Source organism: Citrobacter sp. R56 (assembly GCF_016811995.1).
In the GTDB taxonomy this organism is placed as follows: domain Bacteria; phylum Pseudomonadota; class Gammaproteobacteria; order Enterobacterales; family Enterobacteriaceae; genus Citrobacter_D; species Citrobacter_D enshiensis.
Window position 1 is genome coordinate 720,419 of sequence record NZ_CP069159.1, and the last position, 21,814, is coordinate 742,232.

The window sequence follows — 21,814 nt, forward strand, 5'->3', positions numbered from 1 at the left end:
AAAAGTTCCTGATAATTCTGAATGTTATTGTGCGACGAGCGGTTCGCCGCAATGGACGCAGCGGTAAGTTGCTTCGCCGCGCACAATTCGGTTATGGCGACGCACGGTGAGTTGATGTTCCTGACATTTGCAGCGGTAGGCAAAGGTGTTGCGACGAACGGATTGCAGCTCAAATTGGTGAGTGCGTCTGGCGGGCACGCCAAGTACGTTTTCCATCATCCATTTCCACTCTTTGCCGTGCGGCGCAACACGACCAAAGTGCTTCCACACCAGTAAATGCGCCAGTTCATGCGGGACGACTTCGTCCACAAACGCATCGACATTTTCGGTTAATAGCACCGGATTAAGGCGGATTTCATAACTTTCCAGCCACGCGGTTCCGGCAGCGGTACCGCGTTGCTGATAGACCAGTTTGGGTTCCGGATAGTCACGACCCAGTTTCAGGTTAGCCAGGGCGAGCTTTTCCCGCAGGCTGCGCATGACGGCTTGCTGGATGGCGATAGGGAGACGGACGGTTTTCATAACGGCAGAGAATAGTGCGAGGGGGCGGGGACTGCAAGGGGGAAGCTTCCTCCCGACTGCGGGAGGAAGCGGTAGCGGATTAATCGTGAGCGCCGATTTCGCGCAGTCGACGACCTTTCATCAGGTTACGTTCGATGTGCTCCAGGGAGACGTGTTTGGTTTCCGGAACCAGCCAGAGGGTCAGAATGATGAAGAACAGGTTCAGACCGGCGTACACCCAGAACGTATTTGCATTGCCCAGCGTGTTGAGCATGGTCAGGAATGTCGCGCCAACAATCATGTTGGCAATCCAGTTGGTTGCCGTAGAGCAGGTGATACCAAAATCACGGCCTTTCAGTGGCTGAATTTCAGAGCACAGTACCCAAATCAGCGGACCGGCGCTCATCGCAAAGCCAATGATAAACATCAGCAGCATGGCAATGGCAAAGTATTGTGCAGAGGCCGAATGGATACCGATATGCATCATGGTGCCCAGCGTACCCATCCCGATAGCCATCACCAGGAAGCCCAGCGTCAGCGTAGGTTTACGACCCCAGCGGTCGACCAGACCAATGGCGATGAAGGTCGCGAGAACGTTGGTCAGACCGACGATAACGGTCCCCCACATCTGCTCAGTGGTGTTGGTGTAGCCCGCCAGTTCAAAGATTTTCGGCGCGTAGTACATGATGACGTTCATCCCGGTGAACTGCTGCATCACCTGTAACAGCACGCCCAGGAAGACGGCACGGCGGAAGTTGCTGTTTTCTTTAAACAGCGCCCAGCCACTCTGTTTCACCTTCAGGCTTTCGCGGATTTCGTCCAGCTCACGTTTGGCTTCTGCGCTGGTATCACGCAAACGCAGCAGGACGCGTTCTGCATCCACGAAGCGACGTTTGGCGGCAAACCAGCGCGGGCTGTCCGGCAGGAAGAACACGCCAATCAACAGCAGAATGGCGGGAATAATGATCACGCCTAACATCCAGCGCCATGCACCGCTGTAGCTGAAGGCAGTATCCGAGAGATACGCCCCCAGAATACCGATGGTGATCATTAGCTGATACATCGAGATCATGCTGCCGCGAATTTTCTCCGGCGCAATTTCGGATAAGTACAGCGGAGCGGTATAGGAGGCGACACCGACGGCCAGACCCAACAGCACGCGGGAGAGGATCAGGATCTCAACGTTAGGCGCGGCGGCAGAACACAACGAACCCGCCACAAACAGAATCGCCCCGATCATCAGGCTTTTCTTACGACCCAGTTTGAAAGAGAGCCAACCGCTGCCGACGGCACCGACAGCGGCACCGAACATCATCGAGCTTACCACCCATTCCTGAGTGTGCGGGCTTATCTGGAATTCGTCAGTGATGAAGGGTAACGCACCGGCGATAACACCGATATCCAGGCCAAAAAGTAATCCAGCCAGGGCAGCAAGAAAGCAGACAAAAAATGTCATCGTCTTGTTGGAACGCCCCTGTTTTTTAGTGTCAGGCATAAAGCCCTCCGATTGGGTTGCCAATTTTGTTGATGGTAAGGGTAGGTGAGTACGCCGTAAAAATATGTGAGGTTAATCACATTGGTGTAATCGGTTACACTAACATTCACCAAGTGTATTGTTTAATTATATGAAAAATAGTGAATTTAATAATCATGTAACATGGGGTGTTACCCGGCATTAAGATAATGCCGAAAATCAATGTAACGACAATGCGTGTATGACTGTTGTGAAGTATTAATCCAGTTTTAATAACATAAAATCAAATGTAATCGCTTCCATTTCTTGGTCTGTGGAAGGATAAATACGGATAACCGGAATGGATAACAGCGGGGGAAGGCGGTATGAGAAAAGCAAAAGGCCAGCACGAGGCTGGCCTTTGAGAAGCGTTCAGTCAGAGGATTATTTCAGACCGGCGGCATCACGCAACAGCTGCGCTTTGTCGGTTTTTTCCCATGGGAAATGTTCGCGACCAAAGTGACCATAAGCTGCGGTTTCTTTGTAGATCGGGTGCAGCAGATCCAGCATCTGAATCAGGCCGTACGGACGCAGGTCAAAGAACTCGCGCACCAGCAGAGTCAGTTGCTCTGAAGGGACTTTCTCAGTACCAAACGTTTCAACCATGATGGAGGTCGGTTCCGCCACGCCGATAGCGTAGGAGACCTGAATTTCACAACGGTCAGCCAGGCCCGCAGCGACGATGTTTTTCGCCACATAACGCGCCGCGTAGGCTGCAGAACGGTCAACTTTAGACGGATCTTTACCGGAGAAAGCGCCGCCGCCGTGACGTGCCATGCCGCCGTAGGTATCAACGATGATTTTACGCCCCGTCAGACCACAGTCGCCCATTGGGCCACCGATAACGAAACGGCCGGTTGGGTTGATGAAGAATTTGGTGGACGCGCTCAGCCATTCGCTCGGCAGAACCGGTTTGATGATCTCTTCCATCACCGCTTCTTGCAGGGATTTCTGGTCGATATCTTCGGAATGCTGAGTGGACAGAACCACGGCATCAATACCGACGATTTTGCCGTCGTCATACTGGAAGGTCACCTGGCTTTTCGCGTCCGGACGTAACCACGGCAGGGTGCCGTTTTTACGCACTTCAGCCTGACGCTGCACCAGACGGTGTGCGTAGGTGATCGGTGCTGGCATCAGCACTTCGGTTTCATTGGTGGCGTAGCCAAACATCAGGCCCTGGTCGCCAGCGCCCTGTTCCAGCGGGTCGGCACGGTCAACACCCTGATTGATATCCGGGGATTGTTTACCGATAGCGCTCAGCACTGCGCAGGAGTTCGCGTCGAAACCCATGTCGGAATGCACATAGCCAATCTCGCGCACCGTATTACGGGTGATCTCTTCGATATCAACCCAGGCGCTGGTGGTGATTTCACCGCCAACTAAAACCATACCGGTTTTAACGTAGGTTTCACATGCGACACGTGCTTTGGGATCCTGTTCCAGGATAGCGTCCAGCACGGCGTCAGAGATTTGGTCAGCGATTTTGTCAGGATGCCCTTCTGAAACGGACTCAGACGTAAAAAGGTGTTTTGCCATGTTTAATTTCACCTAAGGAGAATTTGTTTAGCTCAAACTGTTGTGCGGGGTAGCCATAGCCGAAGATTCTACCAAGGCCTGCAGGTTAGTGACACTGGCAGTCTGAGTGTTAATCAGTATGGATGGATTAACATCTGGATGGCTATTTTAGGTTACTTGTTCACCTGATTTCCAGCTTTTTTTGAGTAAAGCCTCATTGCGTTGAAAACACAGCTGGAAATTTTTCCTGACGGTGATGGCAATGTGCGCATTTATGTTTTGCTTTTTACCTCTCATGTCGGTATAAAACGCGGCGCGCGGCTCATACAGCACACGACGTTTTCATTGTGTTGCCACTTCCAGCCGGGCTAAAACTTTTGCTTTGGCTTGTGGGTTCGTTCCGTGCGGAGCGACCGTGGAGGTGATACGAGATAATGAACCGTTGTATTCTGCTGAATCAGTCGCACCGTTCTGGTGTACGAATGTCCCCCACATACTGCATCTCTGCTTTGCATACCTGCCGATGTTATACCCATCTCGGCGCTTCTCAGGACTCCAGGGCCGGTTACGGCAACTAAGGACTGAACAAGGGCGCTCTTGGTTAAACAAGAGTTTTCTCGTGGTTTCGCCGAACCGTCATGCTTAAGTTCGGTTACGTGTTTTACAATGATATGAAAAAGAAACCGGTCGCGCAGTCGGAGCGTCAGCACTATCCGCTGGAAAATCCGCCTGTTTATGGGTTGTTATCGCGTCTTCGGACTGCGATAGTAGTCAACTGTTTTACACTTGTTAATAAAATCTGAGGTTCGCTATGTCTGACGACATTTCTATGGGTTCGCTTTCGTCAGCAGGCGGACAGGGTGTACTACGCTCCATGCAGGAGGTTGCAATGAGTTCCCAGGAAGCCAGCAAGATGCTGCGTACTTACAATATTGCCTGGTGGGGCAATAACTACTACGACGTCAATGAACTGGGACACATCAGTGTGTGCCCGGACCCGGACGTCCCCGACGCGCGCGTTGATCTTGCCAAACTGGTAAAAGCGCGCGAAGCGCAAGGCCAGCGTCTGCCTGCATTATTCTGCTTCCCGCAGATCCTGCAACACCGTCTGCGTTCGATTAACGCCGCGTTCAAACGTGCGCGTGAATCCTACGGTTACAACGGCGACTATTTCCTCGTTTACCCGATCAAAGTTAACCAGCACCGTCGGGTGATTGAATCGCTGATCCATTCCGGCGAGCCGCTGGGACTGGAAGCGGGCTCTAAAGCAGAGCTGATGGCGGTTCTGGCGCATGCCGGAATGACCCGTAGCGTGATTGTCTGTAACGGCTATAAAGACCGTGAATATATCCGTCTGGCGCTGATCGGCGAGAAGATGGGCCATAAAGTCTATCTGGTCATTGAGAAGATGTCGGAAATTGCCATTGTTCTGGATGAAGCCGAGCGTCTGAACGTGATCCCGCGTCTGGGCGTGCGTGCGCGTCTGGCGTCACAAGGCTCCGGCAAATGGCAGTCTTCAGGCGGTGAAAAATCCAAGTTCGGCCTGGCGGCGACCCAGGTACTGCAACTGGTTGAAACCCTGCGTGAAGCCGGGCGTCTGGACAGCCTGCAACTGCTGCATTTCCATCTCGGTTCCCAGATGGCGAACATCCGCGACATCGCGACCGGTGTGCGTGAATCCTCGCGATTCTACGTTGAACTGCACAAGCTGGGCGTCAATATTCAGTGCTTCGACGTCGGCGGCGGTCTGGGCGTGGATTACGAAGGAACCCGCTCGCAGTCTGACTGTTCCGTTAACTATGGCCTGAATGAATACGCCAACAACATCATCTGGGCGATTGGCGATGCCTGCGAAGAGAACGGCCTGCCGCATCCGACGGTGATCACCGAATCCGGGCGTGCGGTGACGGCACACCATACCGTGTTGGTCTCCAACATCATCGGCGTTGAGCGTAACGAATACACCGAACCTACGGCGCCTGGCGAAGATGCTCAGCGCGCGCTGCAAAGCATGTGGGAAACCTGGCAGGAGATGCACGAACCGGGTACCCGTCGCTCATTGCGTGAATGGCTGCACGACAGCCAGATGGACCTGCACGATATCCACGTCGGTTACTCTTCCGGGACCTTTAGCCTGCAGGAACGTGCGTGGGCAGAACAGCTTTACCTCAGCATGTGTCACGAAGTGCAGAAACAGCTGGACCCGCAAAACCGCGCACATCGCCCGATTATCGACGAACTGCAAGAACGTATGGCGGACAAAGTGTACGTCAACTTCTCGCTGTTCCAGTCAATGCCGGATGCCTGGGGTATCGACCAGTTATTCCCGGTTCTGCCGCTGGAAGGGCTGGATCAGGTTCCAGAGCGTCGTGCGGTGTTGCTGGATATCACCTGTGATTCCGATGGGGCGATCGATCACTACATCGACGGTGACGGTATTGCCACCACCATGCCGATGCCGGAATACGATCCTGAGAATCCGCCGATGCTCGGCTTCTTTATGGTTGGCGCGTATCAGGAGATCCTCGGCAACATGCATAACCTGTTCGGTGATACCGAAGCGGTTGATGTGTTTGTCTTCCCGGACGGCAGCGTAGAAGTTGAACTGTCTGATGAAGGCGATACCGTGGCGGACATGCTGCAATACGTACAGCTGGATCCGAACACGCTGCTGACCCATTTCCGCGATCAGGTGAAACAGACCGATCTGGACGATGCGTTGCAACAGCAGTTCCTTGAAGAGTTTGAAGCCGGACTGTACGGGTACACCTATCTGGAAGACGAGTAACCGCTCGTGCCCGGTGGCGCTGCGCTTACCGGGCCTACGGTTCACTTGAACCTGAGCAATTTAACGGCGATAATTACGCCCAATACGTGATATGCAAATCAATCCCTTCCTCGTCGGGCCTAACGACGCGGAGGGGATTTTTTTTACAGTGATTTTATAAGAGGTCAGGACATGAGCACTTTAGGTCATCAGTACGATAACTCTCTGGTATCTAACGCGTTTGGTTTTTTACGCCTTCCGATGAACTTCCAGCCGTACGACAGCGACGCCGACTGGGTGATCACCGGCGTTCCGTTTGATATGGCGACGTCCGGTCGCGCGGGCGGTCGTCACGGTCCGGCGGCGATCCGTCAGGTATCGACCAACCTGGCCTGGGAGCACAACCGCTTCCCGTGGAACTTCGACATGCGCGAACGCCTGAACGTCGTGGACTGCGGCGATCTGGTGTATGCGTTTGGCGATGCCCGCGAAATGAGCGAGAAATTACAGGCGCACGCAGAAAAGCTGCTTTCCGCCGGTAAACGCATGCTCTCCTTTGGCGGTGACCACTTCGTGACGCTGCCGCTGCTGCGCGCGCACGCGAAACACTTTGGCAAAATGGCGCTGGTGCATTTTGATGCGCATACCGACACCTACGCCAACGGTTGTGAATTTGACCACGGCACTATGTTCTTTACCGCGCCGAACGAAGGTCTGATCGATCCGAACCACTCCGTGCAGATCGGCATTCGTACCGAGTTCGACAAAGACAACGGTTTTACCGTGCTGGATGCCTGCCAGGTCAACGATCGTGGCGTGGACGACATCATCGCGCAGGTGAAGCAGATTGTCGGTGATATGCCGGTCTATCTGACGTTTGATATCGATGCGCTGGATCCGGCCTTTGCGCCTGGCACCGGCACACCGGTGATCGGCGGCCTGACCACCGATCGCGCCATTAAGCTGGTGCGTGGTCTGAAAGATCTGAATATCGTCGGTATGGACGTGGTCGAAGTGGCTCCGGCTTACGATCAGTCTGAAATCACCGCGCTGGCCGCGGCAACCCTGGCGCTGGAAATGCTCTACATCCAGGCGGCGAAAAAAGGCGAATAAGCCTCAGACGCTCACTGCTGCTGCGCGACGCATGCGCAGCAGCAGCATCCCTCCTGCCAACAGCGTGATAACCTGCGACGCCACCAGTACCGAAAAGCCGGAACTGACCGAACCCACTGATTTCATCACCACGCCCATCAGCAGCGGAATAAACGCCGCGCAAATGTTGCCAATGCCGTTAATGATCCCATAGGCGCTGCCCACCGCTTCCCGCGCGGCATGGTGCTGCACGACGGCAGGAATGGCTGCGCCCTGTAATCCCCAGAAGATATTTGCCAACAGCATAAACAGCGCCAGCAAGGCGGCCTGCTGGCTGAGCATCAGCGCCAGCACCGAAAGCGCGGTGAACAGTCCGCCGACGACAAACAGAACCGGCGCTTGCTCAGGGCGCATTTTGTCGAGCAGCACGCCGCCGAGGAATTTTGAGCCGAGGCTCAGCAGGAATGGAATAGCCGCCAGGAAACCGACGGCGTGCAGCGAGAAGTGGTGTTCATCGCGCAGCCAGGCTGGAAGCCACGCGCTGCTGCCCCACAGATAGCTCAGCGTGGCGATCTCAACCAGCAGGATCCAGCCCAGCAGCGGCGTCTGCCAGGCCAGGGTGAAGGTCTGCACAAACCCCGGCTTTTCCTGCTTCACTGTGCTGTGAGGCGCAGGCAGAAAACGCCAGATTAATCCGCCGCCCAGCACCAGATTAATCACCGCCAGCGCGTAAAATGATCCTGCCCATCCCAGATGTTCCATCAGCCAGGTCACCAGCGGAAAACCAACAGCCAGCCCCAGAGAAACACCCAGCGCGGTGACGGCGTTGGGTTTACCAATCTCCTCGGGGAGAAAATTATCGCTGATAAAACGCGTTTTGAGCGAAAAGAGCGGCCCTTCGGCAATACCTAAAATCATGCTGGCAATCAGCATCCCCATTAACGACCCTAACAGAGGTGAGATGGCGCAAACCACAGCCCAAATCGCGATGCTGCTTAATAATCCCTGTCGGTAATGTAATTTGCTTTCAATAACTGGAGTTAATAATAAAGCGGAGAATCCATAACCCAGAAGAAAGCATGTCATCAGCATTCCCTGTAACATTCTGTTTTCATTTAACTGAAAATGTTCGGCAAATTCCGGATTTAAAATCATTACCGAGATATTCACCCGGTCAACGTAGGAGATAATAATTAGCAACAAGAGTGCTATTGTTCCTTGCCATTTTACTGTCATCATGCCCGCCTTAATCTTTCTGTTTATTTATATTTTTATCGATGTGATTGTCACGCAACTAAAATGGTTCACCTGTGAAACTCTTTGTTTATAAACAATAAAATAAATTTTAGTTTCACAGGTGAAACTCTGTGTTTGCTCGGTTTTATTATTTTTAAGGAGTAAAAAGAAAAGAAGTCAATATCTATTATTCAAAATAAGAGACCATCAGTAAGCGTATCTATTCACGCCTGAATAATGAAAATTTCATATCGCTGCATTTTTTCGTGATCGTTTGCACACTTAGCTAATTAACTGCACATCAATTAACAAATCAGTCACATTTGTGCTTGACGAAACATTCATCGCTTTTATATTGACCGTATTAAATAAGAAACAGAGTTTTATATATGAAACAAAAGCCTGGAGGATCGCGATGAGCTGGATAGGCGTATGTGACGCAGAACAAGTACAGGAAGATTTCCCTTTTAGCGGCAACGTCGAAGGCAAAGAGATCGGCGTTTATTTAATTGACGGTGAATATTACGCGCTGGAAGACGTATGCCCCCACGCCTATGCGCTGCTGAGCCAGGGTTTTGTGGAAGACGGCAAAGTGGAGTGCCCGCTGCACGAAGCGGTTTTCGATGTCAAAACCGGGCAGTGCCTGCACGGCCCCGGCGGCCGCAATCTTAACCGCTACCCGGTTCGGGTATTTGAAAACCAGATCCAGATTACGTTTATCGAGGAGACCGTGGCATGAGCGACACCCCGAACTTTAACCCGGCACTGCCGGAAAGCCGCCAGTTTACCCCGCCCGCAGAAGGTGGCAACGGCGCAATCCATAAGCCGGGTGATTACCAGAACTTGATCTGGCAAACCCGCAGTCGCATGCCGGAAAACTGGGAAGTGAACCTTATCGCCACGCTGGAAGATCTTTTTGAGCAAGGGGCCGAAACCCTACCGGAGCTGGTGAAAGGACTGAACGCGGTACGCATGCACGACCAGCAGGGCGAGCCGTGGAGCGATGCCAGCTTCGAAGCATTCTTACAGGTTAACGGCTACTGAGGGCAAGGCGATGACGACAACCGTACAAAACTATCTCGATAAAGGCCTGCGCGGTCTTTGGTATCCGGTGCTGGCCAGTTGGGAAGTGCAGTCTGCGCCGGTAGGCATCACTCGTCTTGGCGAGCAGATCGTGGTCTGGCGTAACAAAGACGGCCAGGTACAGGCGCTGGAAGACCGCTGTCCGCACCGGGGCGCGCGCCTGTCGATGGGCTGGAATCTCGGCGACCGCATTGCCTGCTGGTATCACGGCGTTGAAGTGGCTGGCAACGGCGAAGTGAAAGATGTCCCCGCTGTCGACAAGTGTCCGCTGGTGGGCCAGCAGTGTGTGCGCAGCTACAACGTCCAGGAGGCGCACGGCGCCATCTTCCTGTGGTTTGGCGTGACTGCCGATCAGCAGCCGGACGCGCTGAGCTTCCCTGCTGAGCTGGCCGATACGGAAACCTACAGCAACTTCCTGTGTACTGCGGCCTGGAAATGTAACTACCAGTATGCGCTGGAAAACGTGATGGACCCGATGCACGGTACCTATCTGCACTCTTCATCGCACTCGATGGCGGAAGGCGACCGCAAAGCCGACATGGTGTTACAGCCGACTAAAACCGGCTTTATCTTTGAGAAAAAAGGCCAGAGCGGCATCAACTTTGACTGGGTTGAACTGGGCAACAGCGGCACCTTCTGGATGCGCCTGTCCATTCCGTATAAGAAGCGTTTTGGGCCGGGCGGGCACTTCTTTATCGTCGGCATGGTGGTGCCGGAAGATAACGACAATTGTCGCGTCTTCTTCTGGCGTATCCGCCGCGTGCAGGGTTGGCAGCGCGATATGTGGCGCTTTATGTACCGCAACCGTCTGGAAAAACTGCACTGGGAAGTACTTGAGCAGGACCGCGTGGTGCTGGAAAGCATGGCACCGAACGCCCGTGAACATGAGTATCTCTATCAGCATGACGTTGGTCTTTCCCGCCTGCGCCGGATGATGCAAAAGTTGGCCAAAGAGCAACTGGCAGTCCGCGAACAGCAGCAGGGAGTCGCCTGATGAATGGGCTGTTAAACGGTAAACGCATAGTGGTGACCGGCGCTGCGCGCGGCCTGGGCTACCACTTCGCCAAAGCCTGTGCGGAACAGGGGGCGGCGGTAGTGATGTGCGACATCCTGAAAGGTGAGTTGGTGGAACGTGCACACGAGTTAAGCGAGCAGGGCTACGTGATTGAATCACACGTTATCGACCTGGCGGATGCTGGCTCAATAGACGCGGTATTCACCGCCGTTGGCGAACGCGGGCCAATTGATGGCCTGGTGAACAACGCGGCGATGGCGACCGGCGTCGGCGGTAAAAACATGATCGATTACGATCCGGATCTTTGGGATCGAGTGATGTCCGTGAACGTGAAGGGGACCTGGCTGGTGACTCGCGCCGCAGTACCGCTGCTGCGAGAAGGTGCGGGGATCGTCAATGTCGCGTCGGACACCGCGCTATGGGGTGCGCCGCGCCTGATGGCCTACGTCGCCAGTAAAGGCGCGGTGATTGCTATGACCCGCTCAATGGCGCGCGAACTGGGCGAAAAACGCATCCGTATCAACGCCATCGCGCCGGGGCTGACCCGCGTTGAGGCGACGGAGTACGTGCCTGCTGAACGTCATCAACTGTATGAAAACGGCCGCGCACTCACCGGGGCGCAGCAGCCGGATGATGTGACCGGCAGCGTGGTATGGCTGCTCAGCGATCTGTCGCGTTTTATCACCGGACAGCTGATTCCGGTCAACGGCGGCTTTGTTTTTAACTGATTTTCGGAGTCGATATGGCAAACGATCAGGAAGTGAAATATCTGGTGCCGGGGCTGGAGCGCGGATTGCAACTGCTGCTGGCTTTCGGCGAGCAGCATCGCGAACTGACCTTTGCCGAGCTGCACCGGTTGGTGGATATGCCGAAGGCCACCGCCTACCGGGTGGTGCAAACGCTGGAATATATGGGTTTTCTGGAGCGTAACGCGCGCACCAACACCTTCTCGCTGGGCATGAACGTACTGCGTTTGGGCTTTGAATACATTGCTTCGCTGGATGTGGCTCAGGTGGGCCAGCCGGTGATTGAACAACTGCGTGACATCAGCCAGTGCAGCAGCCATCTGGCGATCCGCGACGGGCGCGACATTATCTATATCGCCCGTGTCAGCGCCGCTGGCTCGCGTATCAACCAGGTCAGCATCGGCACCCGCTTACCGGTGCACTGCACCTCGCTGGGGCGCATGCTTCTGACCGACCTCAGCCGCGCCGATTTTGAACAGCTGTTCCCGCAAGAACGCCTGCCGGGCAACACGCCGGGCCAGTTGCAGGACCGCGAAGCGCTGTGGCAGATGGTGCAGCAGGATAAGGTGCGTGGCTACGTGATTGGCGAATCCTTCTTCCGCCACGGTATCTCCTCCATCGTTTATCCGGTGTATGACCGCTGTGGGAAAGTGGCGGCCGTGGTGAGCATTCTGGTGCCGTCGGAAGAGATCCCGCAAAGCGATCGCGAACGGCTGCAAAGCGAGGTGAGCCTGGCGGCGGACAAAATTTCCGGCTTCTTAGGCTATCTCTCGAAAGCTAGCTAAATCAAAAGATTAACGCCAGGCGCTTGACTGCGTCGGGCATATTTTACGCCCAAATTCGGGTGATGAACGGTAAATGAGGCAACGAACGATGAGCGTAATCGGAATTGAAAAGCTGGAATTTGGCGTCGACGACCTGACGCACTGTGCCAAATTTATGCGTGATTTTGGCCTGACGGGAGACGCCAGCGGCCAGCGTTTTACCACCCTAAGCGGCGCCCGCGTGGAGCTGAGCCCGATCGACAGCCCGGATCTGCCACCTGCGTTTGAAGCCGGTAACACTCTTCGTCGCATGACCTGGTCGGTAGCCAGCCTGCAGGAACTGGAAGCCTTAAGGCCGAAGCTGGCGCAGCAGCCGGGTTTTCGTGAAGTGGACGGCGCGCTGGAATGCCGCGATCCGAACGGTATGACTCTGCGCGTACAGGTGAGCCAGCAGGTGCCGGTTGAGCTGAACGTCGAGCCAATCAATCAGTGGGGCGACGTCCGCCGTATCGACACGCCGAGCCCGGTTTACGATCGCGCCGAGCCGATCAACGTCGGCCACGTGGTGTTCTTCGTCGAAGAGCTGGCGGCGGTGGAGAAATTTTATCGCGACGTGCTCGGCTTTCAGGTTTCCGATCGCTATATCAATCGCGCGGTGTTCCTGCGCTGCGGCGTACGCGGCGGCCACCACAACCTCTTCTTACTGCAACTGCCGAACCGTAAGCGCGGTCTGAACCACGTTGCCTTTACCGTGCGCGATATCCATGAAGTGATCGGCGGCGGCATCGCCATGAACAAGAATGCCTGGAGCACCTTTATTGGGCCGGGACGCCACCCGGTGTCGTCGGCCTACTTCTGGTATGTCAACAGCCCGACCGGCGGTGCGTTTGAGTACTACACCAACGACGACTATCTGACGGAAAACTGGCAGCCGCGCGAGCTGGAGCATTCGCTGGTCTCCTTTACCGAATGGGCGGTGGAAGGCGGTATCGATCATGACACGCGCCGCCAGCAGAAGAAAACGGAGGCCCTATGACAACGCGCATTGTCATTATCGGCGGCGGTCAGGCGGGTGGCTGGGCAGCGAAAACCCTGCGCGACGAAGGCTTTGACGGCGAGATTTGCGTCGTCGCGGAAGAGGCGTGGGACTTCTACGAGCGCCCGCCGCTGTCGAAAGCCACGTTGCTGGAGCCGGACGCGGCGTTGCCGCGACTGTTCAGTGAAGCGGCGCAACAGGCGCTGAACCTGAACTGGTATCGCCCGCTGCGGGTGGAATCCATCCACCGCGAGGCGAAAACGGTACAGTTAAGCAACGGGGAACAGCTTAGTTACAACATTCTGTTAATCGCCACCGGTGGACGGGCGCGCCTGCCGGGGGCGGCGTGGGAACAGCATCAGCAGGTTTACACGCTGCGTCATTGGCAGGATGCCCAGCGTTTGAAAGGGCGTCTGGCGGAGTGCAAAACGCTGGCGATTATCGGCGGCGGCTGGATTGGCCTGGAGATTGCTGCTTCGGCGCGCAAAAGCGGCGTAGCGGTCACGCTGTTTGAGCAGCAGCCTGCGCTGTGCATGCGCTCGGTCAGTGCCGACGTCTCTGCGCACCTGGCGGCTGTCCACCGCGAACAGGGCGTGGATATCCGTACCGGCTGCGGCACGCTGGAGCTGGAGGATAACGATGGCCTGCCGACGATCCACTGTGACAGCCAGCGTGAAACCTATGACGCAGTCGTGGTGGGGATCGGCGTCGATCTCAATCTGGAACTGGCGCGTGAGGCCGGGCTGCACATCGACCGTGGGATCGTCGTCGATGCGCAGGGGCGGACCTCGGATCCGGCCATTTTTGCCGCAGGCGATGTGGCGCAGCATCACCAGTACGGCCTGTGCATTCAGTCCTGGGCCTTTGCGCAGAATCAGTCGGTGGCGACGGCAAAAGCGATGCTCAATGCAGACGCCGCAGGTTATGACGAAGCGCCGTGGCTATGGTCGGATCAATACCAGCACAACATTCAGATCCTCGGCATTCCACAGCCTGACAGTAAAACGATCGTCCGTGAGAACACGCTTTTCTTCTCGCTGGACGGTAACGGACGGCTGGCGCAGCTGGTGGCGTTCAATGACGCACGCACCGTGAAGCTGGCGAAACGCTGGATGGCGGCTGGACGGGATCTGTCTGATGTTCCGCTCGCCGACCCGACCTTTTCACTGATGTCATTGCGATAACCGACGCGCACCCTTAGGGGGGATAAATGACCACATTCGAGACGAACACCGCGCCCGCAGAGGCGAGCGGTGAGGGGACCCGTACGCCTGAAAAAGCCGTTCGCTGGGCGATCCCGCTGTCGCTGCTGGCCTGTGTACTGCTGGCGTTTTTCGACAAAATCAGCATTGCCGCGCTGTTTTCTGACGGCCATTTTCAGCAGGCGATGGGCATTGATTTTGACACCACGCGCCTTGGCATTCTGATGAGTGCGTTTTTGCTGAGCTACGGTTTTTCATCGGTATTTCTGAGTGGCCTTGGCGACAAGATTGCGCCGCTGCGCTTGCTGACCGGGATGATGGCGGTGTGGTGCGTGCTGATGGTGGCGATGGGCTTTACCCACAACTACACCCTGATGATTGTGCTGCGCATCCTGCTCGGTGTTGCTGAGGGTCCGCTGTTTCCGCTGGCTTTCGCCATCGTTCGCCACAACTTCCCGCAGCGCCTGCAGGCGCGGGCCACCATGCTGTGGCTGCTCGGCACGCCGTTTGGCGCGGCGATTGGCTTCCCGCTCTCCCTGTGGTTGCTCAACACTTTCGGTTGGCAGAGTACTTTCTTTGTGATGGCGATGCTCACCGTGCCGGTACTGATTTTCGTGCGCATTGGCCTGCGGGGCATCCGTCTGGATGCAAAGCCGACCACAGCGAAGGCGACACAAGACGAGCGACGTTTGGCGCGGCGCGAGCTGTTTGCCAGCCTGCACTTCTGGATTATTTGCATCTTTAACATCGCCTTTCTCACCTATCTGTGGGGCATCAACGGCTGGCTGCCGGGTTATCTGATCAAAGGCAAAGGCATCCATCTTGAACACGCCGGCTGGCTCTCATCGATGCCGTTTATCGCCATGCTGGCGGGCGAAGTGATCGGCGCATGGTTGTCGGACCGCGTCGATAAACGCGCGGCGGCCTGCTTTATCTCGATGGCGGGCGCAGGGGTTGGGCTGGCGGTGGTGATGCATCTGGATACCCCGCTGGCTGTCATCACGGCGATGAGCTTTAGCACCTTTATGTGGGGAACCGGCGCCCCCAACATTTTTGCGCTGTTGGCGAAGGCGACCCACCCGCGGGTGAGCGCTACCGCCGGCGGTATCTTCAACGGGCTGGGAAACTTTGCGGGTGCGCTGTCGCCAGCGGTGATGGGGGTGCTTATCGCCTTCACCCACAGCATGGATTCCGGGCTGATTTTTCTGGCGGTGATGGCGGCGGTGGGCTGCGTCCTGTTACTGCCGCTGCTGAAACGTTACTGAGGAGAGTGTCATGACTGATTCAACCGTAACCGCAAAACCGGGCATTAAACCTGACCATCTGACCATGGAAGAGTGGGTCGAGTCGCGCATTGCGCGCTTTGAAGGACGCAAGTACGACTGGAACGCGCTGAAGTTCCAGGCCGACTATGACCCGAAATATCGCCGTGCGCAGATGCGCTACATCGGCACCGGCGCGACGGGCGTGGCAACCGATGCCAATACCGTTCCCGCCGAGCACTTCACCTTCTCCACCATGGTGCTGCCGTCAAAATGCGAAGGACCGCTGCATCTGCACGATGATGTGGAAGAGGTGTTCTTCATGCTGAAAGGGCAGATCACGCTGATGATTCAGGACGGCGATAACTACACCGAAACCGTGCTGCGCGAACGCGATCTGATCTCTGTACCGCCGGGTATTTATCGCGGGCTGTTTAACCACGGCGAAGAAGAAGCGCTGATGTGCGTGATGCTGGGTACGCAGAAACCGCACATCCCGACCTATCCGACCGATCATCCTCTGTCAAAAGTGAAGCGGGGCTAAGGGGGCGCTATGACGGGTTTTCGTGAACAGGGCTGCGGTATTCCGCTGATGCTGCTGCACGGTATCAGCTCCGGCGCGACCTCCTGGCATAAGCAGATGGTGCTGGCGGGCTTCCGCGTGCTGGCCTGGGATATGCCCGGTTACGGCGAGAGCCCAATGCTTAATGTTGCACGGGCCAACGCGGGGGATTACGCCGACGCGCTGGCGGCAATGCTGGACAGCGCAGGCGTTCGGCAGACGGTGCTGGTGGGGCATTCACTCGGTGCGCTGGTCGCCAGCGCGTTTGCGGCGAAATACCCCGACCGCGTGCTGCACCTGGTGCTGGCCGATGCCGCACAGGGCTACGGCCAGAGCACGCCCGAGCAGCGCGAAAAAGTTTGGCGCAGCCGCGAGCAGCAAATTGCGCTGGGTGGCGAGATCCTCGCGCAAACCCGGGCGGCGAAGCTACTGCACCCCGGCGCACGCGAGGCAGATATCGCCACCGTTGCCGCCGGAATGGGCAGGCTGCGCGCCGAGGGTTATCTCGCCGCCGCGTGGATGCTGGCGCACGATGATATTCACGGCTGGCTCAGGATCTACGGCGGTGCATTTGAAGTCTGGTGCGGCGAGCAGGATGCCATCACCCCGCCTGAGCTGGTACACGGGCTGGCGCTGCGCTACGGCATGCCGTACACCGCTATTCCACAGGCCGGGCACGCCAGTTATCTCGATAACGACGCGTTTTTTAATCAACAGCTTTTACGTATTAAACAAGAGGTGCGCGATGAATGCACAAATTAACGGACGTGTCGCGGTAGTCACCGGAGGGTCTTCGGGTATTGGTTTTGAAACGCTGCGTCTGCTGCTGGGCGAAGGGGCGAAAGTTGCTTTCTGTGGGCGCGATCCGGACCGCCTTGCCAGCGCCCACACGGCGCTGCAAAACGAATACCCCGAGGGCGACGTGTTTTCATGGCGCTGCGACGTGTTGAAAGCCGAAGAGGTGCAGGCGTTTGCCGAGGCGGTGAACGACCGTTTTGGCCCGGCAGATATGTTGATCAACAACGCCGGTCAGGGCTATGTGGCGCATTTTGCCGATACCCCGCGCGAGGCGTGGCTGCATGAAGCCGAGCTGAAGCTGTTCGGCGTGATTAACCCGGTGCAGGCGTTTTTACCGCAGCTTGAGCAGTCGGATATCGCCTCGATTACCTGCGTAAACTCGCTGCTGGCGCTACAGCCGGAAGAGCACATGATTGCTACCTCGGCGGCCCGCGCAGCGCTGCTGAATATGACGCTGACGCTGTCGAAAGATCTGGTGGAAAAAGGCATTCGCGTTAACTCAATTCTACTCGGCATGGTCGAGTCCGGGCAGTGGCAGCGCCGGTTTGCTGACCGCGCCGATAAAAACCAGAGCTGGCCGGAGTGGACGGCGGATATCGCCCGCAAGCGCGGTATTCCCATGGCCCGCCTGGGCAAACCGCAGGAGCCAGCGCAGGCGCTGTTATTCCTCGCCTCGCCGCTGGCATCATTTACCACCGGGGCCGCTCTGGATGTCTCCGGCGGTTTTTGCCGTCACCTGTAAGGAAGCATCATGAAAAAGATCATGTTAATCGGTTATGGGGCAATGGCGCAGGCGGTGATTGAACGTTTGCCGCCACAGGTGGTTATCGGTTGGATCGTCGCGCGTGAATCTCACCACGCGACGATCTGCGAGCAGTTTGGCGGCACGGTCACAGCGCTGATCACGCCAATGGACTGTGCTGAGACGCCGGATCTGGTGCTGGAGTGTGCCAGTCAGCAGGCGGTGGCGCAGTACGGCGAGGCGGTACTGGCGCGCGGCTGGCATCTGGCGGTGATCTCTACCGGGGCGTTGGCCGACAGCGCGCTGGAGCAGCGCCTGCTGAACGCGAGCGGCAGGCTTACGCTGCTGAGCGGCGCGGTCGCGGGGATCGACGGGTTGGCGGCGGCGAAAGAGGGCGGGCTTGAGCGCGTTACCTACCAGTCGCGTAAAAGCCCGGCCAGCTGGCGCGGCAGCTACGCCGAGCAGCTTATCGATCTCAACGCCGTTTCCGAGGCGCAGATTTTCTTTGAAGGCAGTGCCCGCGAGGCGGCCAGGCTGTTTCCGGCTAATGCCAACGTGGCGGCAACCGTGGCGCTCGGCGGCATCGGAATGGATGACACCCGCGTGCAGCTGATGGTGGACCCGGCCACGAAACGCAATACCCACACCCTGCACGTTGAAGGTTTGTTTGGCGAATTTCATCTGGAACTGAGTGGCTTACCGCTGGCCAGCAACCCGAAAACGTCCACCCTGGCGGCATTAAGCGCAGTGCGCGCCTGCCGCGAGCTGGTCCAGCGCTGAGAGGCTGAAATGGATGAATTAATGATTTTTATCGGCGGCCACTGGCGGCACGGCGGCGGAAAGATGATGCAAAGCAGCTTCCCGGCTGACGGATCGCTCAACGCCACGATGCACGCGGCAAGCCTTGACGATCTGCAGGAAGCGATTGAGTGCGCGGACCGCGCATGGCGTGAGCCGACGTGGCGCAACGCGCTGCCGCACCAGCGTGCGAAGATCCTGCACAAGGTAGCGGATGACATTGAAACCCGTACCGATGAGCTGGCGCACATGCAGAGCCGCGACAACGGCAAGCCGCTGGCGGAAGCGCGTGGCCTGGTGATGAGTGCGGCGGCGACCGCCCGCTATTTCGCCGCCGCCTGTGAGCTGCTGGAAGGCGAACTGCCGACGCCGCGCCAGCCGGATCTGCTGACGCTGAGCCGCTATGAAGCGCTCGGCGTAGTGGCGGCGATTACGCCGTGGAACTCGCCGATTGCCAGCGAAATGCAAAAAGTGGCCCCAGCCATTGCCGCGGGTAACGCGGTGATCCTGAAACCCGCTGAAGCCACGCCGCTAATGGCGCTGGAGCTGGCGCGAATTTTCGAACGGGCGGGGCTGCCAGCGGGCCTGCTGAGTGTGCTGCCGGGCAAAGGCTCAGTGATCGGCGACGCTCTGGCGCGCCATCCGAAGGTACGCAAAATCTCCTTCACCGGCGGAACGACAACCGGTCGCCATCTGGCGCACGTGGCGGCGGAAAAGTTAATCCCCACTTCGCTGGAGCTGGGCGGTAAATCGCCGACTATCGTGCTGGAAGACGCCGATATCGAGCAGGCGGCGCGCGGCATCTGCTACGGCATTTTTAGTTCGGCCGGGCAGGCGTGCATTGCGGGTTCGCGGCTGTTTATTCACGAACAGGTTTACGCCCCGCTGATGGCGCGGCTGCTGGAGCTAACTCGCGGCCTGCGCGTAGGCCATCCTTTCAACCGCGACACGCACGTGGGGCCGCTGATTAGTGAAGCGCATCGCCAGCATGTGCTGGAGTATGTCGAGCTGGCGAAGCGGGAAGGCGGGCGCGTGCTGTGCGGTGGTGAGATCCCGGCGGATCCTGCACTGGCGGCGGGCAGCTTCTTTCTGCCGACGATCGTCGAGGGGTTGAACAACAGCGCTCGCGCCTGCCAGGAGGAGATCTTCGGCCCGGTGCTGGTGGCGATGCCTTTTCACGATGAAGATGCGCTGATTCACGAAGCTAATGACTCGGTCTACGGGCTCGCGGCGGGCATCTGGACGCGTGATACCGGCCGCGCCCTGCGCCTGAGCGAAAGGCTGGAGGTGGGGACGGTGTGGATTAATACCTACAAAGTTTTCTCTATTTCGACCCCGTTTGGGGGCTTTAAAGAGAGCGGTCTGGGCCGCGAAAAGGGCATTCAGGGGCTGAAGGCCTGGATGCAGCAAAAGAGCATTTATCTGGCGACGGGTAATAGCGTCAACCACTGGTGCGACTGAGAAAGGGTGAGCAATGAGCGAAATGATAACCGTCGGCGACGCCATCGCCAGAACGCTGGAGCAGTATCACGTTGAGGCCATCTACGGCGTCATCTCTATCCATAACCTACCGATCGCCGATGCGGTCGGCCAGCGCGGCAATATCCGTTTTGTGCCCGCGCGCGGCGAGGCAGGTTCGGTCACCATGGCCGACGCTCACGGGCGTTTTTCCGGGCTTGGCGTGGCGCTGACCAGCACCGGCGCGGGCGCCGGAAATGCGGTCGGGGCGCTGGTTGAAGCAATGAACGCCTGCACGCCGTTGCTGCACTTAACGGGCCAGGTCGAAAAGGCCTGGTTGGATGCCGACACCGGTTTTATTCACGAGACGCGCGATCAGCTCACCTTCCTGAAGGCGAGCTCAAAGCGGGCGTATCGCATCAGCAATGCCAACCAGGCCATTGCGATTCTGCATAAGGCCATTCAGGAGGCGAAAACGCCGCCGTGTGGGCCGGTTTCGGTTGAAATTCCGATCGATATTCAGAGCGCTAAAATCCCTGCTTCGCTGGTGACGGCACCGGTACAAACCCCTCCGGCGGCGGGTGTAACAAGCGATGTAGTGGATGCGCTGTGGGCGCAGCTGAAGCAGGCGAAGTTGCCGCTGCTGTGGCTGGGCGGCGGGGCGCTGGGTAGCGCAGACGCGGTGAAAAAGCTGGCCGATGCCGGGGTGACCGTTATTTCCAGTACCCACGCTCGTGGTGTATTGCCGGACAGCCATCGCGCCAGCCTGCGGGCCTTCCATAACTCGCCGTCCGTTGAAGCGGTCATTTCCGCCTGTGATTTTACGCTGGTGGCGGGCTCGCGTCTGCGTAGCAATGAAACGCGTTCCTGGACGCTGGAGCTGCCGCATCCGCGCGTACAAATTGATATCGACCCGGCGGCGGCCAGCCGTAACTATTTGATGGACAACACGCTGATTGCCGACTGTTCTGCGCTGCTTGCCGCTTTGGCGGAGAAAATACAGGGACGTGAGTGGGGGGATGCACAGTGGGATGCGCGGGTGAGCGGTGCGGTCGCTAAAGCGGAGCAGGAGCTGCGCACGCAGTGCGGCGAGTATGCAAAACTCAACGACGCCATCGCCCGGGCGCTGCCGGAAAACGGCCTGTTGGTACGCGATATTACCGTGTCTGGCAGCCTGTGGGGCAGCCGATTGTTCCGCGCTAACGGCCCGCTGATGAATATCCACTCCCTCGCCGGTGCGATAGGTATGGGGCTGCCGATGGCTATCGGCACGGCGATTGCCAACCCGCAGCGTAAGGTGGTGGGGTTAGTCGGGGATGGCGGTCTGAGTCTGAACCTGGGCGAGCTGGCAACGCTGGCGCAGGAGAAAGCCAACGTCACGCTGCTGATTATGAACGACGGTGGCTACGGAGTGATGCGCGGTATTCAGGATAAATACTTCGGCGGACGGCAGTACTACAACGAACTGCATACTCCGGACTTTACCCTGCTGGCGCAAGCTATTGGGCTACAGGCATGGCGTGTTGAGCGAGCGGAGGATTTTAACGCCGTGATGACCGAAGCGCTGGCGATACCGGGGCCGTCAGTGGTGGAGGTGAAGATGGGACAGATTGGCGCGCTGAAGTTCGCCGGGCCGCCGCAGAAGACGTTGTATTGAGAGAAAAGCCGGATGGCGGCTGACGCTTTATCCGGCCGACTGAACAGGGGGCAATATTGCCCCC

General features: G+C 57.4%; 22 protein-coding genes. 18 read left to right on the forward strand and 4 right to left on the reverse strand.

Annotation, left to right across the window (positions count from 1 at the left end; genetic code table 11):
- Positions 1-24 precede the first annotated feature (24 nt).
- From JM656_RS03475 to metK, 3 genes are all read right to left on the reverse strand, one after another.
- Entirely contained in the window at positions 25-522 is a 498-nt protein-coding gene (locus JM656_RS03475; protein ID WP_192613440.1) for a SprT family zinc-dependent metalloprotease, read from the reverse strand.
- Positions 523-601: 79 nt separating this feature from the next.
- A complete protein-coding gene (galP, locus tag JM656_RS03480) occupies positions 602-1,996 on the reverse strand; it encodes a galactose/proton symporter (protein WP_203360021.1) in 1,395 nt (464 codons plus the stop codon).
- Positions 1,997-2,398: 402 nt separating this feature from the next.
- Entirely contained in the window at positions 2,399-3,553 is a 1,155-nt protein-coding gene (metK, locus tag JM656_RS03485; RefSeq protein ID WP_203360022.1) for a methionine adenosyltransferase, read from the reverse strand.
- Positions 3,554-3,966: 413 nt separating this feature from the next.
- On the opposite strand from metK, the gene JM656_RS22460 reads away from it, so the two are divergent.
- From JM656_RS22460 to speB, 4 genes are all read left to right on the forward strand, one after another.
- The gene (locus JM656_RS22460) at positions 3,967-4,110 is read left to right on the forward strand and encodes a hypothetical protein (protein WP_301699346.1); all 144 of its coding nucleotides are present in this window, start codon (positions 3,967-3,969) and stop codon (positions 4,108-4,110) included.
- A gap of 93 nt (positions 4,111-4,203) precedes the next feature.
- A complete protein-coding gene (gene yqgB, locus JM656_RS03495; protein WP_162380248.1) occupies positions 4,204-4,335 on the forward strand; it encodes an acid stress response protein YqgB in 132 nt (43 codons plus the stop codon).
- Positions 4,336-4,343: 8 nt separating this feature from the next.
- Positions 4,344-6,320, forward strand: coding sequence for a biosynthetic arginine decarboxylase (gene speA, locus JM656_RS03500; RefSeq protein WP_203360024.1), 1,977 nt, complete (start codon positions 4,344-4,346; stop codon positions 6,318-6,320).
- Between the two features lie 171 nt (positions 6,321-6,491).
- On the forward strand, positions 6,492-7,412 hold the full coding sequence (gene speB / locus JM656_RS03505) for an agmatinase (protein WP_162380198.1): 921 nt from the start codon (positions 6,492-6,494) through the stop codon (positions 7,410-7,412).
- A gap of 3 nt (positions 7,413-7,415) precedes the next feature.
- On the opposite strand, the gene JM656_RS03510 is transcribed toward speB, so the two are convergent.
- Complete coding sequence (locus tag JM656_RS03510) at positions 7,416-8,627, reverse strand: MFS transporter (RefSeq protein ID WP_203361209.1); 1,212 nt, start codon at positions 8,625-8,627, stop codon at positions 7,416-7,418.
- A gap of 415 nt (positions 8,628-9,042) precedes the next feature.
- On the opposite strand from JM656_RS03510, the gene JM656_RS03515 reads away from it, so the two are divergent.
- The 14 genes from JM656_RS03515 to JM656_RS03580 all read left to right on the forward strand — a co-directional run bounded on the left by JM656_RS03515 (position 9,043) and on the right by JM656_RS03580 (position 21,750).
- On the forward strand, positions 9,043-9,366 hold the full coding sequence (locus JM656_RS03515; RefSeq protein ID WP_035892012.1) for a non-heme iron oxygenase ferredoxin subunit: 324 nt from the start codon (positions 9,043-9,045) through the stop codon (positions 9,364-9,366).
- The gene (locus JM656_RS03520) at positions 9,363-9,671 is read left to right on the forward strand and encodes a recombinase-like helix-turn-helix domain-containing protein (RefSeq protein WP_203360025.1); all 309 of its coding nucleotides are present in this window, start codon (positions 9,363-9,365) and stop codon (positions 9,669-9,671) included. The genes JM656_RS03515 and JM656_RS03520 overlap by 4 nt, the downstream gene beginning before the upstream one ends.
- Positions 9,672-9,681: 10 nt before the next feature.
- Positions 9,682-10,704: an aromatic ring-hydroxylating dioxygenase subunit alpha gene (locus JM656_RS03525; RefSeq protein ID WP_203360026.1), complete on the forward strand. Its 1,023-nt coding sequence runs from the start codon at positions 9,682-9,684 to the stop codon at positions 10,702-10,704.
- Positions 10,704-11,453 carry an SDR family oxidoreductase gene (locus JM656_RS03530; RefSeq protein WP_203360027.1) on the forward strand — a complete coding sequence of 250 codons (750 nt, stop codon included), beginning with the start codon at positions 10,704-10,706 and terminating at the stop codon, positions 11,451-11,453. Before JM656_RS03525 ends, JM656_RS03530 begins: the two co-directional genes overlap by 1 nt.
- A 14-nt stretch (positions 11,454-11,467) precedes the next feature.
- Positions 11,468-12,256: an IclR family transcriptional regulator gene (locus tag JM656_RS03535; RefSeq protein ID WP_203360028.1), complete on the forward strand. Its 789-nt coding sequence runs from the start codon at positions 11,468-11,470 to the stop codon at positions 12,254-12,256.
- Between the two features lie 88 nt (positions 12,257-12,344).
- Positions 12,345-13,271: a VOC family protein gene (locus JM656_RS03540; protein ID WP_203360029.1), complete on the forward strand. Its 927-nt coding sequence runs from the start codon at positions 12,345-12,347 to the stop codon at positions 13,269-13,271.
- The gene (locus JM656_RS03545; protein ID WP_203360030.1) at positions 13,268-14,455 is read left to right on the forward strand and encodes an NAD(P)/FAD-dependent oxidoreductase; all 1,188 of its coding nucleotides are present in this window, start codon (positions 13,268-13,270) and stop codon (positions 14,453-14,455) included. Before JM656_RS03540 ends, JM656_RS03545 begins: the two co-directional genes overlap by 4 nt.
- 26 nt (positions 14,456-14,481) lie before the next feature.
- Positions 14,482-15,738, forward strand: coding sequence for an MFS transporter (locus tag JM656_RS03550; RefSeq protein WP_203360031.1), 1,257 nt, complete (start codon positions 14,482-14,484; stop codon positions 15,736-15,738).
- A gap of 10 nt (positions 15,739-15,748) precedes the next feature.
- Positions 15,749-16,279 (forward strand): cupin domain-containing protein, encoded by a 531-nt coding sequence (locus JM656_RS03555; protein ID WP_203360032.1) that lies wholly within the window; start codon positions 15,749-15,751, stop codon positions 16,277-16,279.
- A gap of 9 nt (positions 16,280-16,288) precedes the next feature.
- Positions 16,289-17,059: an alpha/beta fold hydrolase gene (locus JM656_RS03560; protein WP_203360033.1), complete on the forward strand. Its 771-nt coding sequence runs from the start codon at positions 16,289-16,291 to the stop codon at positions 17,057-17,059.
- Positions 17,043-17,837 (forward strand): SDR family oxidoreductase, encoded by a 795-nt coding sequence (locus JM656_RS03565; protein ID WP_203360034.1) that lies wholly within the window; start codon positions 17,043-17,045, stop codon positions 17,835-17,837. The genes JM656_RS03560 and JM656_RS03565 overlap by 17 nt, the downstream gene beginning before the upstream one ends.
- Positions 17,838-17,846: 9 nt before the next feature.
- Complete coding sequence (locus tag JM656_RS03570) at positions 17,847-18,617, forward strand: aspartate dehydrogenase (protein WP_203360035.1); 771 nt, start codon at positions 17,847-17,849, stop codon at positions 18,615-18,617.
- Between the two features lie 9 nt (positions 18,618-18,626).
- Complete coding sequence (locus JM656_RS03575) at positions 18,627-20,096, forward strand: aldehyde dehydrogenase (RefSeq protein ID WP_203360036.1); 1,470 nt, start codon at positions 18,627-18,629, stop codon at positions 20,094-20,096.
- A 13-nt stretch (positions 20,097-20,109) separates the two neighbouring features.
- Positions 20,110-21,750 carry a thiamine pyrophosphate-binding protein gene (locus tag JM656_RS03580; RefSeq protein WP_203360037.1) on the forward strand — a complete coding sequence of 547 codons (1,641 nt, stop codon included), beginning with the start codon at positions 20,110-20,112 and terminating at the stop codon, positions 21,748-21,750.
- Positions 21,751-21,814 lie beyond the last annotated feature (64 nt).

Coding starts and splice junctions, on each gene's coding strand:
- JM656_RS03475 (WP_192613440.1), bottom strand. CDS start 522: ATGAAAACCGTCCGTCTCCCTATCGCCATCCAGCAAGCCGTCATGCGC.
- galP (WP_203360021.1), bottom strand. CDS start 1,996: ATGCCTGACACTAAAAAACAGGGGCGTTCCAACAAGACGATGACATTT.
- metK (WP_203360022.1), bottom strand. CDS start 3,553: ATGGCAAAACACCTTTTTACGTCTGAGTCCGTTTCAGAAGGGCATCCT.
- JM656_RS22460 (WP_301699346.1), top strand. CDS start 3,967: ATGAACCGTTGTATTCTGCTGAATCAGTCGCACCGTTCTGGTGTACGA.
- yqgB (WP_162380248.1), top strand. CDS start 4,204: ATGAAAAAGAAACCGGTCGCGCAGTCGGAGCGTCAGCACTATCCGCTG.
- speA (WP_203360024.1), top strand. CDS start 4,344: ATGTCTGACGACATTTCTATGGGTTCGCTTTCGTCAGCAGGCGGACAG.
- speB (WP_162380198.1), top strand. CDS start 6,492: ATGAGCACTTTAGGTCATCAGTACGATAACTCTCTGGTATCTAACGCG.
- JM656_RS03510 (WP_203361209.1), bottom strand. CDS start 8,627: ATGACAGTAAAATGGCAAGGAACAATAGCACTCTTGTTGCTAATTATT.
- JM656_RS03515 (WP_035892012.1), top strand. CDS start 9,043: ATGAGCTGGATAGGCGTATGTGACGCAGAACAAGTACAGGAAGATTTC.
- JM656_RS03520 (WP_203360025.1), top strand. CDS start 9,363: ATGAGCGACACCCCGAACTTTAACCCGGCACTGCCGGAAAGCCGCCAG.
- JM656_RS03525 (WP_203360026.1), top strand. CDS start 9,682: ATGACGACAACCGTACAAAACTATCTCGATAAAGGCCTGCGCGGTCTT.
- JM656_RS03530 (WP_203360027.1), top strand. CDS start 10,704: ATGAATGGGCTGTTAAACGGTAAACGCATAGTGGTGACCGGCGCTGCG.
- JM656_RS03535 (WP_203360028.1), top strand. CDS start 11,468: ATGGCAAACGATCAGGAAGTGAAATATCTGGTGCCGGGGCTGGAGCGC.
- JM656_RS03540 (WP_203360029.1), top strand. CDS start 12,345: ATGAGCGTAATCGGAATTGAAAAGCTGGAATTTGGCGTCGACGACCTG.
- JM656_RS03545 (WP_203360030.1), top strand. CDS start 13,268: ATGACAACGCGCATTGTCATTATCGGCGGCGGTCAGGCGGGTGGCTGG.
- JM656_RS03550 (WP_203360031.1), top strand. CDS start 14,482: ATGACCACATTCGAGACGAACACCGCGCCCGCAGAGGCGAGCGGTGAG.
- JM656_RS03555 (WP_203360032.1), top strand. CDS start 15,749: ATGACTGATTCAACCGTAACCGCAAAACCGGGCATTAAACCTGACCAT.
- JM656_RS03560 (WP_203360033.1), top strand. CDS start 16,289: ATGACGGGTTTTCGTGAACAGGGCTGCGGTATTCCGCTGATGCTGCTG.
- JM656_RS03565 (WP_203360034.1), top strand. CDS start 17,043: ATGAATGCACAAATTAACGGACGTGTCGCGGTAGTCACCGGAGGGTCT.
- JM656_RS03570 (WP_203360035.1), top strand. CDS start 17,847: ATGAAAAAGATCATGTTAATCGGTTATGGGGCAATGGCGCAGGCGGTG.
- JM656_RS03575 (WP_203360036.1), top strand. CDS start 18,627: ATGGATGAATTAATGATTTTTATCGGCGGCCACTGGCGGCACGGCGGC.
- JM656_RS03580 (WP_203360037.1), top strand. CDS start 20,110: ATGAGCGAAATGATAACCGTCGGCGACGCCATCGCCAGAACGCTGGAG.